Genomic DNA, 13,477 nt, shown 5'->3' with positions numbered 1-13,477 from the left:
CCGGGCGGAAACCCCAGGGCTGAGGGGGTGGGGCTTCCGCCCGGGCCGGTCTCGACGGGGTGTCCGGTCCGCTCACGTCCGTCCTTCTTCACGGGGGCCGTCGCGGCTAGGCCGCCCGTACGTCTCTGTCGGCCACCGTGCGTTCGGCCACCGTGTGGGCACACGCGCGTGCCGCGGACGTACGGCGGCGCAGGAAGCGCGGCAGCGGCAGGGCGAGGTTGACGAAACCCTCCGCCTGCATGGCGGCGAAGCCGATGCGGGGCAGGTCGCCCGAGGCGCGGTAGACGACGAATCGGGGCTCCCAGCGCGGCTGGAACTTGGCATTGAACTTGTACAGCGACTCGATCTGGAACCAGCGGGAGAGGAAGACCAGCAGTCCTCGCCACGCGCGCAGCACCGGGCCGGCGCCGATCTTCTCGCCGCGGGCCAGCGCCGACCGGAACATCGCGAAGTTGAGCGACACGCGCGCGATGCCGAACTTGGGAGCGGCCTGGAGGGCGGCGACGATGAGCAGTTCGTTCATGCCGGGGTCGGCGGAGCGGTCCCGTCGCATCAGGTCCAGGGAGGCGCCGTCCGGCCCCCAGGGCACGAAGTGCAGGATCGCCTTGAGGTCGCCGTAGGGACCCGGTTCGACGTCGGCCTTGTGGGCGGTGGCGATCAGGCAGTCCCCGTCGGTGGAGTCGCCGATGCGGCCGAGCGCCATGGAGAAGCCGCGCTCGGTGTCGGTGCCGCGCCAGTCCTCCGCGGCGAGCCGGATGCGCTCCAGTTCGCCTTCGCCGAGGTCACGGACACGTCGGACCCGGGTCTCGTAACCGGCGCGTTCGATGCGCTTGACCATCTGGCGCACGTTGCGCATCGCGCGGCCGGCCAGCGAGAAATCCGCGACGTCCACCACCGCCTCGTCGCCCAGTTCCAGGGCGTCCAGCCCGGTCTCGCGGGTCCACACCTCGCCGCCGGTCTCCGAGCAGCCCATGACGGCGGGCGTCCAGGAGTGGGCCTTGGCCTCGTCCATGAAGCGCTCGATGGCGCCGGGCCAGGCCTCGACGTCGCCGATGGGGTCGCCGCTCGCGAGCATCACGCCGGAGACGACGCGGTAGGTCACGGCCGCCTTGCCGCTGGGGGAGAAGACGACGGCCTTGTCGCGGCGCAGCGCGAAGTGGCCGAGCGAGTCCCGGCGGCCGTGCTTGGCGAGCAGGGCGCGCAGCCGGACCTCGTCCTCCTCGGTGAGGCGCGCGGCCGGGTGCTCCGGGCGGAAGGCGAGGTACACGGTGGTGATGGCGGTGAGCAGGCCGAGGGCGCCCAGGGAGAAGGCGACCGTCCAGGAGGTGTTGCCCTGGTAGTCGACCGGGCCCTCGAAGCCGAACAGGCCGTACAGGACGTGGGAGATGCGGTCGGCCAGGCTCGGGTCGCCGACCATGCGCCGCGGATGGGCGCTGACGATGACGAGGCCCAGGCCGAGGGAACCGGCGCCCATGAGGACGAAGTTGGCCAGCGCGCGCCAGCGGCTGCGCGGGTCGGGCAGGGCCGCGAACTGGTCGCGGTGGCGCAGCAGGGGTACCAGGAGAGCGACGGAGATCAGTGCACCGACGAGCGAGTGGCGATAGGTGAACTGCGCGACGGCGCCCGCCGGAAGCAGCGCGACCGCGGCGCGCCAGGCGCGCCGCTTGCTGCGCTTGAGGCCGTGCGCGAGGAGGAGCAGCAGGACGCCGGCGCTCAGCGACAGCGCCGCGGCGAACGGGCCGAGCGCGCCGGGGAGCACCTCGGCCATGGTGTGCATACGGCTGTGGCGGAACCGCGGGAAGACCCCGGCGGCGACGTCGAGCAGACCCACGACGGCACAGGCCCGGCCGACGAGGACGGGCACGGCCTCGGGGCGCGGCCCCCTGATCAGCTGCCGCACTCGGCTTGATCGATTCGGAACCCCGACCGACATTTCCCCATCTTCCCTGACAGACATCGCATCCCGTAGTTCCGCGAGAGACTTTGAAATCCGGTGCCGATCGGGCATCCGGCGACATTGCGCCCTCTAGGACGGTGTCTCGGGGGGAGAGGTTCACTCATCTCTTCAAAGCCGCCGAAAAGGCAAGGGAAAGTCCGGGACAAGCCCTCGCGGGGAGTGGGGGTCACGGGAACCCGGACCGAGAGCGCGGGCAGGATCACCGATGGGTCTCACGAGCAAAACAGTGCTGCTGCTGGCGGTCCTGTCCGCCGTACTGCTGTTCGTCGGCACGGTGTGGCAGTGGCCGCGGCTGGCCGGGCGCGGCTGGCGGGCCGTCATGGCGCGCGTCGCCCTGCTGCTGGCCACCCAGTTGGCCGTCTTCGCGTCCGTGGGGCTCGCCGCCAACCAGGCGTTCGGGTTCTATGCCAGCTGGGCGGACCTGTTCGGCCAGGAGACCGAACAGGGTGTCGTCGTCGACCACGCGGGCGGCGGACCGCTGCGGGTGCTCGACACCCGGCGCGTGGAGGGCGGCGGCGGGCGGCCCGAGTTCGGCGGCCAGATCCAGAAGGTCGCCGTCGACGGCCGTACGACGCGCATCGCCTCACCCGCCTTCGTGTACCTGCCGCCGGAGTACTTCGACCCGCGCCAGGGCGGGCGCACGTTTCCGGCGGCCGTCGTCCTGACGGGCTACCCGGGCACGGCGGAGGCCCTCGTCGACAAACTGGACTATCCGCGCACCGCGCGGGGGCTCGCCGAGGACGGCCGTATGCAGCCGATGATCCTGGTGATGATGCGGCCGACGGTCGCGCCGCCGCGGGACACGGAGTGCGTGGACGTCCCCGGGGGGCCGCAGACCGAGTCCTTCTTCGCCAAGGACCTGCCCGCCGCGGTGACGGCCCACTACAGGGTGAACAGGACACCCGGCAGCTGGGGCGTCATCGGGGACTCCACCGGCGGTTACTGCGCGCTGAAGCTGGCGATGCACCACCCCGAGGTCTACGGGGCGGGCGCCGGCCTGTCCGCGTACTACAAGGCGCCGAGCGACCCGACGACCGGTGACCTGTTCCGTGGCGACGAGACGCGGCGCCACGAGGCCGATCTGCGGTGGTTCCTGAAGCACCGGCCCGCGCCCGACACCTCGTTGCTCGTCACCAGCAGCAAGGTTGGAGAATCCAACTACAAGGCCACGCTGAAGTTCATCGAACTGGCGAAGGCCACGAACAGGACGAGGATCTCGTCGATCATCCTCGAAAGCGGCGGGCACAACTTCAACACCTGGCGGCGCGAGATCCCGCCGACCCTGGAGTGGATCAGCGGGCGGCTGAGCGGGCGGCCGAGCGGCCCGTGACGTCGGCGGACGGCCGCACCCACCAGAAATGATCTTGATTACCGGTGAATTCGCGGCGAGCCTGTTTTCCTGACGCCTCGTGAAGGCTCCGTTATGGCGGCGTTTTCACGGGGCGGGGCGCCAACATTCGCCTACGCGCGGTAAGTTTCTGGCCATGCCACGTGGACGTCACCGCCATTCCCCACCTTTGCACCGGCTGCTGCCTCCTTCGGCGATCGCAGGCGTCTCCCTCGTCTGCGCCCTCGGCCCCTGGGTGTTCACGGAGCCACTGGTGCTCCGCGGTCTGGCCGGCGCCGCCGCGGCGACGGCGGTCGCGAGCGCGTTCGTCATGCGCCGCTGGGACATCCAGGCGGGCAAGCGGGTCGCCGACCTCACGCGCGCGCGTGCGAGCGACGAGTGGCGTTACGAGGAGCGGGTCGCCGAACTGGAGAGCGACCTCGAGGAGTCGCGCGGACTGCGCGTCAAGCTGGAACAGCGGCTGCGGGCCAAGCGCGCCGAACTGGCCGGCCTGCGCAACGAGCACGCGTCCCTGCTGCGCCGTTACGCCACGGCGGAGACCGAGCGGGCGAGCGCCCTGGAGGGCCGCCGCCTGCTCGAGATAGGAAGTACGGCCCCGTCGCTGGCACTGCCGCCCGCGCGGGCCGCGGAGGACGCCGCGGCAAAGCCCCGGAAGACCGGTGCCGGGACCCGGGGACCGGCCGAGGGCGACGCCCCGGAGGCCCAGGAGGGCACGCGGGCCGACGCCCCCGAGAACGCCGCCGAGAACGCCGACGACCGAGCGGTGGAGGGCACCGGGGACGAGCCGGAGGCCCCCGGGGTCTTCTCCCCGTCCGGGTCCCGGCTGTTCCTGCGGGCGCAGGCGGCGCTGGCCCGCTTCGACGCCGACGGGCCGAAGCCGGTGCGGAGCACTGCGGCGGACGACGAGCCCGCCGGGGCCGAGCCCGTCCGGGCCGCCCCCACCGCCGAGTCCGGCGGCGACGCGGAGGCCGTGCGGGAGGACGAGGTCGAGGGGAAGCCCGAGGCGGTCGGCGACCACGCGCGCGCGACCGCCCCCCACCTGACCGCCGAGGCGAACGGCACTCCGGAGGAGAAGGTCACCCCGCAGGATCCCACCGCGAGGACGAGGACCGAGGATTCCGCGCCCGCCGAAGAGGCAGAGGCGGTCCCGGCCGTGGCGGCCGCCGCCGAGAGCGACGCGCTCGCCCCGGACCCCGCCGCCCCCGCGCGCAGTGCTCACTTCACGGTCCCCACCGCCGTCGCCGTCGTACCGGCCAGGCAGCCGGTACGGCGTCCCACGGCGGAGGGTGGTTTCGACTTCTTCGGTACGCAGAAGGAGAAGGCCGCCGCCGCGTTGGAGGCCGTCCAGAACGAGGACCTCGCCGATGTCGTCGGCCAGGAGGCGCTCGCGCTGCACAAGGCCGAGGCCGAGGCGGAGTTCAAGCCGGCCGACGAGCACGCGCGGGTCGTGGGTCAGGTCATCGACCTGACCGCGCACGACGAGACCGAGCAGATCGACGTCCAGGGGCTGCGGAGCGCCGCCTCCTGACGGCCGTCGGCCCCCGCCGGTCCGACAGCCCGACCCCGGCCCGCCACGCCCTCTGCGGTGCGGCGGGCCGCGGCGTGCACGGCGGATACGGCAGGTCCGGCGGTGACGGCTGCTGACGGCTCTTGACGGCGGTGACGGCTCGCGACGGCGGTCACGCCATCCAACGGTCGGAGCGCGCGCCGCGGCGCCCGGTCCGGGACCGCTCCGCCTGGGCGCGCAGCAGCTCCGCCGCCTCCTGCGCGTCCCGCAGGCGCGCCGTCACCGTCTTGTTCGCCCCCGTGTCCACATGGACGTCCGCGAGCCGCCACAGCCGCTTCCAGGGCCCCTGGGACACACGTACGCTCTGCACCTTGGCGTGCGGCACGAGCGCCACGCTGCGGCGCAGCAGCCCGTGCCGGGCGACGAACACCGTGTCCGCTACGGCGATGCCGTAGCCCCGCCACCACAGCGGGACGCACCGGCCGGCCCGGCGCGGCGGCCGGGAGAGGGCGGCCGTCGGGGGCGCCTGCGCACCGGGCAGCACGCGCGCGATGACGGCCTCGGCCGCCGCGCGCGGGGCGACCGGCACGAGGACGGAGTTGGCCGAACCGGCCACGTCCAGCTCGACCCGCACCCAGTCGCGCCGCCGCCACAGCAGCGGTTCGACGATGCGTACGGTCTGCACGCGTCCGGGCGGCACCGTCTCGTGCGTACGGTCGAGGAGGCCGTGGTCGATCCGCAGCCCGTCCGGCGACTCGCCGACCGTCCAGTCGTACTCGCCGACGAAGCGTCCCACGCTGCTCGCGCCCGCCGCGCCCAGCAGCGGCACGCCGGTCGCGAGGACCGTCCACACGCTGTGGGTGGCGAGCCACAGGACCGGGGGCACGACGAGCGCGGCGACGAGCGCGCCCCAGGTGGCGCCGGTCAGCGTCAGCGCGATCGCCAGTTCGCGCGCCGGCACGCGCAGCAGTTCGCGCGCGGGCGCCTCGCCCACCTCGTGGGCCTTCTCGGGCGTGAAGCCCGCCGCGCGCGCGAGCAGCTCGGCGCGCAGGGCGCGGGCCTCCGGCTCGCCCAGGTAGGCCAGTTCGTCCTTCTTGTCGGCGCCGACGACGTCCAGGCGGAGCTTGGCCACGCCCGCGATCCGCGCGAGCAGCGGCTGGGTGACATCGACGGCCTGGAGCCGCTCGAGCCTGATGTGCGCCGTGCGCTTGAACAACAGGCCGGTGCGGATGCGCAGTTCGCTGTCGGACACCGAGAAGTGCGTGAACCACCAGGACAGGAACCCGTAGAGCGAGGCCGCCGGCACGAGAACCGCGAGCGCGATGAGCAGGGTCGTCGTGGTCAGCCGGGTCAGCTGCTCCTGGGCCTGGTTCGGATCGTGCGCGGCCCATCCGACGACCACGGCGACCGGCGCCCACGCCCGCCTGAACGGCGTCACGGGATGCAGCCGCCGCTCGACGACGACCCGCTCCGGCCGTACGCCGTCCTCGACCCCCGGCGCCGTCACAGCCCAGCCGATCGGGCCTCGCCCAGCGTGGTCAGCCGGTCCCGCAGCCGTTCGGCCTCGGCCGGGTCCAGCCCCGGGAGGGTCGCGTCGGTCGCCGCGGCCGCTGTGTGCAGCTGCACGCTGGCGAGCCCGAAGTGCCGCTCGACGGGACCGGAGGTCACCTCCACGAGCTGCATCCGCCCGTACGGCACGACCGTCTCCTCGCGCCACAGCACGCCCCGGCTGATCAGCAGGTCGTCCGCGCGCTCGGCGTACCGCCAGGAGCGCCAGTTGCGGCCGAGTCCGATCCAGCCCCAGCCGATCCCCGCCAGGGGCAGCAGCGCGAACGCGGCCCAGGCCCGGCCGGCGAACAGGCCGAGCAGCACCCCGGCGGCCACGGCGGCCGCCCCCAGCCACACCACCAGCAACAGCCTCCGCATGCGCAACAGCCCCGGCGGCAGCCCGGTCCACCGCGGCTCGGCCTCCGGTGTCGTCCCCGCGTCCGCAGCGCTCCCCGTTTCCATACGGCCAGCGTACGTAGGGGAGACTGGGTTCATGACTCCTACGACGGAGACCACGGTCGGGATCGGCGGTGCCGCGGAGAACACCGACATGGTGCTCAACATCGGCCCCCAGCACCCCTCCACGCACGGTGTGCTGCGACTCAGGCTCGTGCTGGACGGCGAGCGCATCCAGCATGCGGAGCCGGTGATCGGCTATATGCACCGCGGGGCGGAGAAGCTGTTCGAGGCTCGCGACTACCGCCAGATCATCATGCTGGCCAACCGCCACGACTGGCTGTCGGCCTTCTCGAACGAGCTGGGCGTGGTCCTGGCCGTGGAGCGGATGCTCGGCATGGAGGTGCCCCCGCGCGCGGTGTGGACGCGGACCCTCCTGGCGGAGTTGAACCGGGTGCTCAACCACCTGATGTTCCTGGGGTCGTACCCGCTGGAGCTGGGCGGGATCACGCCGGTCTTCTACGCCTTCCGCGAGCGCGAGGTGCTCCAGAACGTCATGGAGGAGGTCTCCGGCGGACGCATGCACTACATGTTCAACCGCGTCGGCGGCCTCAAGGAGGACCTGCCGGCCGGCTGGGCGTCCCGCGCGCGTGGTGCCGTCGCCGCCGTGCGTTCGCGCATGGACGTCTACGACGACCTCGTGCTCGGCAACGAGATCTTCCGGGGCCGCACGCGCGGCGTCGGCACCCTCACCGCGGCGGCCGTGCACGCGTACGGGGTGAGCGGGCCCATCGCCCGCGCCTCCGGCGTCGACTTCGACCTGCGCCGCGACGAGCCCTACCTCGCGTACGGCGACCTCCAGGACACCCTGAAGGTGGTGGGCCGGACCGAGGGCGACTGTCTCGCCCGCTTCGAGTGCCTCCTGGAGCAGACGCACAACGCGCTCGACCTCGCGGACGCCTGCCTGGACCGCCTCGGCGACCTGCCGCCCGGACCGATCAACCAGCGGCTCCCGAAGGTCCTCAAGGCGCCCGAGGGACACACGTACGCGTGGACCGAGAACCCCCTCGGCATCAACGGCTACTACCTCGTCAGCAAGGGCGAGAAGACGCCGTACCGGCTGAAGCTGCGGTCGGCCTCGTACAACAACATCCAGGCGCTCACCGAGCTGCTGCCGGGCACGCTGGTCGCGGACATGGTGGCGATCCTGGGATCGCTGTTCTTCGTCGTCGGGGACATCGACAAGTAGGCCGCGGGGTCACCCGGGGGCCGCGACGCGCGGGTCGAGGGGGTGGGGGATGCCCACCGGCCGCAGAAGCCATCCGAACTCCCCCAGCCCGCCCTCCGCCGTGAGTTCGGCCGCCTCCCCGGCGTCGGCGAGGGCACGCACGTACCCGGCGGGGTCCGTGGAGGCGAGCGTGAGCGAGGGGCGGGCGCCCTGGACTCCGAGGGCGCGCAGGACGGCGCGCTGGCGGAGAACGAGCGGGCGCTGGGGCGCGTGCGCCGGAGTGCACGCCTCCGCACACGCATCCAGCGCCACATGTGCCGTGATGTCGCACGTGCCGTCCGGGACGGGTGAGGTCTCGCGGCCCTCCCGGAAGCCGGTCAGCGTGCCGAACGGAGGGCGCTTCTGCGCCGTGTGCGCGTAGTCCACGGCCACCGCGAGCCCCCGTGCGACGCGGGAGACGGCGGCCGCCCAGGCGCGGTCCCTGGGCAGCCCGATCTCCGCCCGCAGCCCCTCCTCGCCCGGCAGCGGCCACCACCGCGCGAGCCACTGCGCCTCCGCCCCGGCCACCGGCTCCCCGAGCCGCTCGGTCCCGTCGTCCCGGACCAGGACCAACCGCGGTACGCCCGCGGAGTCCACCTCGGCGACCTCCACCGGCACGTTGTCGAGCCACTCGTTGGCGAACAGCAGGCCGGTGACCTGCGACGGAGGCTCGGGCAGCCAGGCGATCGCGGGATCGAGGCCCGCCGGACGGGCGGCCAGCTCGACCCCGTACGCGCGCGTGCGGGCGGCCACGTGGGCGGGGAGCGCGGCCAGCACGCCGGTGACCAGTTCGCCGCGACCGGCGGCCATGTCGACGAAGTCGAGCGCCGTGGGCCGGCCGAGCGCCTCGTCGACCCGGCACAGCAGGCGTGCCACGGCCCCGGCGAACAGCGGGGAGGCGTGCACCGACGTACGGAAGTGCCCGGCCGGACCCTCGGGACGCAGGTAGAAGCCGTGCGGCCCGTACAGTGCGGCCTCCGCGGCCGCCCGCCAGCCGCGCCATCCGTCTGCGCCCTTCACCGTTTCGACCACCGGATCGTCTCCACCACCGCATCAGAGTAGGCGCACAGGTGATCAGGCTCTCCACCTTGCGGAGTACGCGCGCCGGGGCCGGATCGGCCCTCCGGTTGACCCCTGCACGCATCGTGCTTCCCTACTCTGGGTTACGTGCAGCGCCTCTACGACTTCCTCCGCAGACACCCGACCTCGGTCGACGGCTTCTGGGCTCTCGTCCTGTTCGGGATCTCTGTGGTGGCCGGAACCACCTCCGGCCAGAACCACCAGGGAACCGACTCCCTGGCGCTGCTCGTGCCGATCGCTTTCCTGTTGGGCCTGGTGGTGGCGCTGCGCCGGCGCATGCCGGAGCGGATGCTGCTGCTGGCCTGTGCGCTCGGCCTCGTCCAGCTCGTGCTGGACGTCGCGACGACCGCCGCCGACTTCGCCCTGCTGGTGATCGTCTACACGGTCGCCGCGACGGGCGCCCGCTGGGCGTCGAGACTCGCGCTGGGCATGGGCCTGTGCGCCGCGACCCTGGCCCAGCTGCGCTGGCCGAACGAGCAGACGAGTGTGGCCGGCAACATCGCCATAGTCGTCTTCCAGACGGTGCCCTTCGCGCTCGCCTGGGTGCTCGGCGACTCCATGCGCACCCGGCGCGCCTACTTCGCCCAGCTGGAGGAGCGCGCGGCACGCCTGGAGCGGGAGCGCGAGGCGCAGGCGAAGGTCGCGGTCGCCGCCGAGCGCGCCCGGATCGCGCGCGAGCTGCACGACGTCGTCGCGCACAACGTGTCCGTGATGGTGGTGCAGGCGGACGGCGCCGCCTACGTCCTCGACGCGGCGCCCGACCAGGCGAAGAAGGCGCTGGAGACGATCTCCTCCACCGGCCGTCAGGCCCTCGCCGAGATGCGCCGCCTGCTGGGCGTCCTGCGCACCGGCGAACACGAGGAGGGCGGGGAGTACGTGCCGCAGCCGGACGTCGAGCAGATCGAGGACCTCGTCCAGCAGTGCCGCGGCTCGGGTCTGCCGGTGGACTTCAAGGTCGAGGGCACCCCGCGGCCCCTGCCCAGCGGCGTCGAGCTGACGGCGTACCGGATCGTGCAGGAGGCGCTGACCAACACGCGCAAGCACGGGGGGCCGAACGCGGGCGCCAGCGTGCGCCTGGTCTACTTCGACGACGGTCTCGGCCTGCTGGTCGAGGACGACGGCAAGGGCGCCCCGCACGAGCTGTACGAGGAGGGCGGCGCCGACGGCCAGGGTCATGGTCTGATCGGGATGCGTGAGCGGGTCGGCATGGTCGGCGGCACGCTGGACGCGGGCCCGCGTCCAGGCGGAGGATTCCGCATCAGCGTGCTGCTCCCGCTCAAACCGGCGCATTGACCGACGCACGCCCTCTGTTGACACCTGTCACAACCCACGGAAGAGGACTCGATGACGATCCGCGTGATGCTGGTCGACGACCAGATGCTGCTGCGCACCGGGTTCCGGATGGTGCTCGACGCCCAGCCGGACATGGAGGTCGTGGCGGAGGCGGGCGACGGTGTCGAGGCCCTCCAGGTGCTGCGGGCCACCGCGGTCGACGTGGTGCTGATGGACGTGCGCATGCCGAAGCTGGACGGCGTGGAGGCCACCCGGCGCATCTGCGCGGAGCCGGACCCGCCGAAGGTGCTGATCCTGACCACCTTCGACCTCGACGAGTACGCCTTCTCCGGCCTGAAGGCGGGCGCCTCCGGCTTCATGTTGAAGGACGTGCCGCCCGGCGAGCTGCTCACCGCGATCCGTTCCGTGCACAGCGGCGACGCGGTGGTCGCGCCCTCCACCACCCGTCGCCTCCTCGACCGGTTCGCGCCGATGCTGCCCAGCGCGGGCAAGGAGCCCCGGCACAAGGAGCTGGAGCGGCTCACCGAGCGGGAGCGCGAGGTCATGATGCTCGTCGCCCAGGGACTGTCCAACGGGGAGATCGCGGCCCGGCTGGTGCTGTCGGAGGCGACCGTCAAGACCCACGTGGGCCGCATCCTGACGAAGCTGGGACTGCGGGACCGGGTGCAGGTCGTGGTCCTGGCGTACGAGACGGGTCTGGTGCGGGCGGGGGGACTCGGCTGAGCGGACCGGTCCGGCGGCCCCTCCCCGCTGCGTACGGATTCACCGCCGTACGCCCCCCGCGCGCGTTCGGCGGCCACTAGGGTCGGCGCATGCTCCTGTGGATCAACGGTCCCTTCGGGGGCGGCAAGACACAGACCGCGCACGAGATCCGGCGCCGCCTTCCCGGCAGCGTCGTCTGCGACCCCGAACACGCCGGCTTCGGGCTGCGCCGCATGCTGCCGCCGGACCTGCGAGGCGATTTCCAGGATCTGGTGTCGTGGCGGCAGGCTGTCGTCGAGGTCCTCGACCTGGCGCTCCGCGAGCACGACGGCGTGGTGATCGCGCCCATGACGGTCACCGACCCGCGCTACTTCGCCGAGACCGTCGGCAGGCTGCGTGAACTGGGTCACGACGTACGTCACTTCACGCTCCTCGCCGAGCGGGAGACCGTGCTGAGGCGACTGCGCGAGCGCGGGCTGGGGCACCTCCTGCGGTTCTTCGCCGGGAATAAGCCGGCCCGGTACGGAGAGAGTTGGGCTGTCCTGCAACTCGATCACTGTCTGGAGCGGCTGCGTGAGCCGGAGTTTGCCGAACACCTGTGGACGGACCACACGAGCGTGCCGAAGACGGCCGACCGCATCGCCGTCCTTGCCGGGTTGACGCTGAGGCCGAACACGGAGGGGGCGCTGCGCACCCGCCTGCGTCAGGCGCGGGTGGGCCTGACGCACATCCGGTTCGACTGAGGACCGGCATGCGGCGCAGACCATCGGCGCTCCCCGAACGAGGAACGTCGGGCTACGGTGACGGCGTGAGACTGCTTCCGGGACGCACCGCGCTCGTTGGGTGGACCGCGTGGTGGGCCGTCATGACACTCGCCTTGTGGCTTCTGGGCCGGATCGGAAACCAGCGGCAGAGCCTTCTGGGGTGTGCCGCGACCGCCGTCCTCGCGATCGCCGTAGGAGAACTCGGCGACGGATGGCGGCGACGCCGGGCCAGGGGCGAGCGGCGAGGACGTCGGCAGGCACCGGCGGCTCCGCAGGCAGAGGATCGCCTCCGGCCGCCGGGACAGCGGGCGAGAAGGGTGCCCTGCCGGACACATGCCCTACCTGAGGACCCCCTCCAGGAAGTCGCTGCCGAGCCGGGCCACTCTCGTCACGTCGAGCTGATGCAGTACGTACCGGCCGCGCCGCCGGGTGGTGATCAGGCCCGCCTTCTTCAGGACGGCCACGTGCCGGGATATCTCGGGGGCCGTCATGCCGTGGACCTGGGCCAGCTCGCTCGTGGTGTACGCGCTGCGTGCCAGATGGCGGCAGATCCGCATCCGCACGGGGTGGGACAGGGCCGTCATCCGCAGGGTCAGCTCCTCGACCGACGGTGGCGAGGCAAGCTCGGGGGAGCCGACCGGGTAGTGCAGCACGGGCTGCCAGCCGCTCCGGTGCAGCACGCTGAAGTGGGGCCAGCCGAGGCTGGTCGGCACGAGGAGCAGCCCGCCGCCCGCGGTGACCGTACGCCCCTTGACGAGCTTGTCGACCTCGATCAGGCCGGCCGCCTCGTCCAGGCTCAGGACGGGGGACACCGCCGCCAGCGCCTCCGCCATGCCGCGGTGCCGCAGCAGTTCCGTCTTGTGCCGGGCGTCCGCCGTCAGCTGATGGCTCAGCCGCGACCAGGCCTCCGCGAAGAACGCCTCGTCACAGTCCTCCAGGAAGCGCCGCAGCCACGCGCGCACGCTGGGCGGGTCGTCGAGCAGCCGCTGCGTGAACCGCACCTGATGGGGACCGCGCGAGGCGGCCACCTCGAGAGCGCGACGGCGCACGCGCTCGTCCGTGAGGATCAGCGGTTCGGATGAGCCGTAGGCGAACACGCAGGTGAACTCCAGCGCGGCGTCCACGAACTGCTCGTCCGTCAGCTTGTCGAGCAGGTCCAACTCCTCGGCCAGCGTCCCGCGCGGGAGCGTACTGCGGCCCGGGATACCGGCGTACGGCAGGAAAAGGTCCGAGAACGTCGTCCGCCACAGGAAGTCGGCCTCGCACATCCGGTCGGCGAGATGCGAGTCGAGACGCGCGGTGACACTCGTGACCCAGCTCTGGAGGCCCGGATGGTGCCCCGGCTCGGACAGCGCGTGCAACGCCATACCGAGCTCGGCCAGGGGGGACGGCACGATCGCGACCCTTTCCGGCCGCAGCCCCGCGATGTCGATGCTCACGCTCATGCCTTCATGGTGCACCCCGCCACTGACAACGCCGTCCCCGATCCGCGGTGGCCGTCGATCGTCGCGACGCGGGGCGGCCCGTGCGGGGCCGATCCTCGACGCCCGGACTCCAGCCGCCCTCGCCCGCGCCCACACCTGCCCCGGCCCGGCCCTGGTCCAGCCCTCGACTG

At 72.7% G+C, this 13,477-nt stretch carries 11 protein-coding genes; 6 read left to right on the top strand and 5 right to left on the bottom strand.

Annotation, left to right across the window (positions count from 1 at the left end):
• Window positions 1-106: 106 nt before the first annotated feature.
• Entirely contained in the window at window positions 107-1,933 is a 1,827-nt protein-coding gene (locus ACZ5Y0_RS14145) for a phosphatidylglycerol lysyltransferase domain-containing protein (protein WP_469128938.1), read from the bottom strand.
• Window positions 1,934-2,162: 229 nt separating this feature from the next.
• Here ACZ5Y0_RS14145 and ACZ5Y0_RS14140 point away from each other — a divergent pair, with 229 nt between their 5' ends.
• Window positions 2,163-3,287, top strand: a complete 1,125-nt coding sequence (locus tag ACZ5Y0_RS14140) for an alpha/beta hydrolase (protein ID WP_469128937.1) — start codon at window positions 2,163-2,165, stop codon at window positions 3,285-3,287.
• A 154-nt stretch (window positions 3,288-3,441) separates the two neighbouring features.
• A complete protein-coding gene (locus ACZ5Y0_RS14135) occupies window positions 3,442-4,833 on the top strand; it encodes a hypothetical protein (protein ID WP_469128936.1) in 1,392 nt (463 codons plus the stop codon).
• A 151-nt stretch (window positions 4,834-4,984) separates the two neighbouring features.
• On the opposite strand, the gene ACZ5Y0_RS14130 is transcribed toward ACZ5Y0_RS14135, so the two are convergent.
• Both ACZ5Y0_RS14130 and ACZ5Y0_RS14125 read right to left on the bottom strand, forming a co-directional pair.
• The gene (locus ACZ5Y0_RS14130; protein ID WP_469128935.1) at window positions 4,985-6,319 is read right to left on the bottom strand and encodes a PH domain-containing protein; all 1,335 of its coding nucleotides are present in this window, start codon (window positions 6,317-6,319) and stop codon (window positions 4,985-4,987) included.
• Window positions 6,316-6,822 carry a PH domain-containing protein gene (locus ACZ5Y0_RS14125; RefSeq protein ID WP_469128934.1) on the bottom strand — a complete coding sequence of 169 codons (507 nt, stop codon included), beginning with the start codon at window positions 6,820-6,822 and terminating at the stop codon, window positions 6,316-6,318. Before ACZ5Y0_RS14125 ends, ACZ5Y0_RS14130 begins: the two co-directional genes overlap by 4 nt.
• A gap of 31 nt (window positions 6,823-6,853) precedes the next feature.
• Between ACZ5Y0_RS14125 and ACZ5Y0_RS14120 the strand changes: the two genes are divergently transcribed.
• The gene (locus tag ACZ5Y0_RS14120; protein WP_469128933.1) at window positions 6,854-8,005 is read left to right on the top strand and encodes an NADH-quinone oxidoreductase subunit D; all 1,152 of its coding nucleotides are present in this window, start codon (window positions 6,854-6,856) and stop codon (window positions 8,003-8,005) included.
• A gap of 9 nt (window positions 8,006-8,014) precedes the next feature.
• Here the strand turns inward: ACZ5Y0_RS14120 and ACZ5Y0_RS14115 are convergent, their stop codons facing one another.
• Window positions 8,015-9,055: an SAM-dependent methyltransferase gene (locus tag ACZ5Y0_RS14115; RefSeq protein ID WP_469128932.1), complete on the bottom strand. Its 1,041-nt coding sequence runs from the start codon at window positions 9,053-9,055 to the stop codon at window positions 8,015-8,017.
• Between the two features lie 135 nt (window positions 9,056-9,190).
• Here ACZ5Y0_RS14115 and ACZ5Y0_RS14110 point away from each other — a divergent pair, with 135 nt between their 5' ends.
• From ACZ5Y0_RS14110 to ACZ5Y0_RS14100, 3 genes are all read left to right on the top strand, one after another.
• Window positions 9,191-10,396, top strand: a complete 1,206-nt coding sequence (locus tag ACZ5Y0_RS14110; protein ID WP_469128931.1) for a sensor histidine kinase — start codon at window positions 9,191-9,193, stop codon at window positions 10,394-10,396.
• A 51-nt stretch (window positions 10,397-10,447) separates the two neighbouring features.
• Window positions 10,448-11,119 carry a response regulator transcription factor gene (locus tag ACZ5Y0_RS14105; RefSeq protein WP_469128930.1) on the top strand — a complete coding sequence of 224 codons (672 nt, stop codon included), beginning with the start codon at window positions 10,448-10,450 and terminating at the stop codon, window positions 11,117-11,119.
• Between the two features lie 89 nt (window positions 11,120-11,208).
• Window positions 11,209-11,841, top strand: a complete 633-nt coding sequence (locus tag ACZ5Y0_RS14100; protein WP_469128929.1) for an AAA family ATPase — start codon at window positions 11,209-11,211, stop codon at window positions 11,839-11,841.
• Between the two features lie 359 nt (window positions 11,842-12,200).
• Here the strand turns inward: ACZ5Y0_RS14100 and ACZ5Y0_RS14095 are convergent, their stop codons facing one another.
• Complete coding sequence (locus ACZ5Y0_RS14095) at window positions 12,201-13,307, bottom strand: DUF5937 family protein (protein WP_469128928.1); 1,107 nt, start codon at window positions 13,305-13,307, stop codon at window positions 12,201-12,203.
• Window positions 13,308-13,477 lie beyond the last annotated feature (170 nt).

It is taken from the genome of Streptomyces sp. NPDC033216 (genome assembly GCF_055577115.1).
This window is presented reverse-complemented; position numbering and strand designations above follow the sequence as displayed.

What these genes read in the sequence shown, in the direction of transcription:
- ACZ5Y0_RS14135 (WP_469128936.1), top strand. Translation starts at nt 3,442, where the DNA reads ATGCCACGTGGACGTCACCGCCATTCCCCACCTTTGCACCGGCTGCTG.
- ACZ5Y0_RS14105 (WP_469128930.1), top strand. Translation starts at nt 10,448, where the DNA reads ATGACGATCCGCGTGATGCTGGTCGACGACCAGATGCTGCTGCGCACC.
- ACZ5Y0_RS14140 (WP_469128937.1), top strand. Translation starts at nt 2,163, where the DNA reads ATGGGTCTCACGAGCAAAACAGTGCTGCTGCTGGCGGTCCTGTCCGCC.
- ACZ5Y0_RS14100 (WP_469128929.1), top strand. Translation starts at nt 11,209, where the DNA reads ATGCTCCTGTGGATCAACGGTCCCTTCGGGGGCGGCAAGACACAGACC.
- ACZ5Y0_RS14145 (WP_469128938.1), bottom strand. Translation starts at nt 1,933, where the DNA reads ATGTCGGTCGGGGTTCCGAATCGATCAAGCCGAGTGCGGCAGCTGATC.
- ACZ5Y0_RS14120 (WP_469128933.1), top strand. Translation starts at nt 6,854, where the DNA reads ATGACTCCTACGACGGAGACCACGGTCGGGATCGGCGGTGCCGCGGAG.
- ACZ5Y0_RS14125 (WP_469128934.1), bottom strand. Translation starts at nt 6,822, where the DNA reads ATGGAAACGGGGAGCGCTGCGGACGCGGGGACGACACCGGAGGCCGAG.
- ACZ5Y0_RS14095 (WP_469128928.1), bottom strand. Translation starts at nt 13,307, where the DNA reads ATGAGCGTGAGCATCGACATCGCGGGGCTGCGGCCGGAAAGGGTCGCG.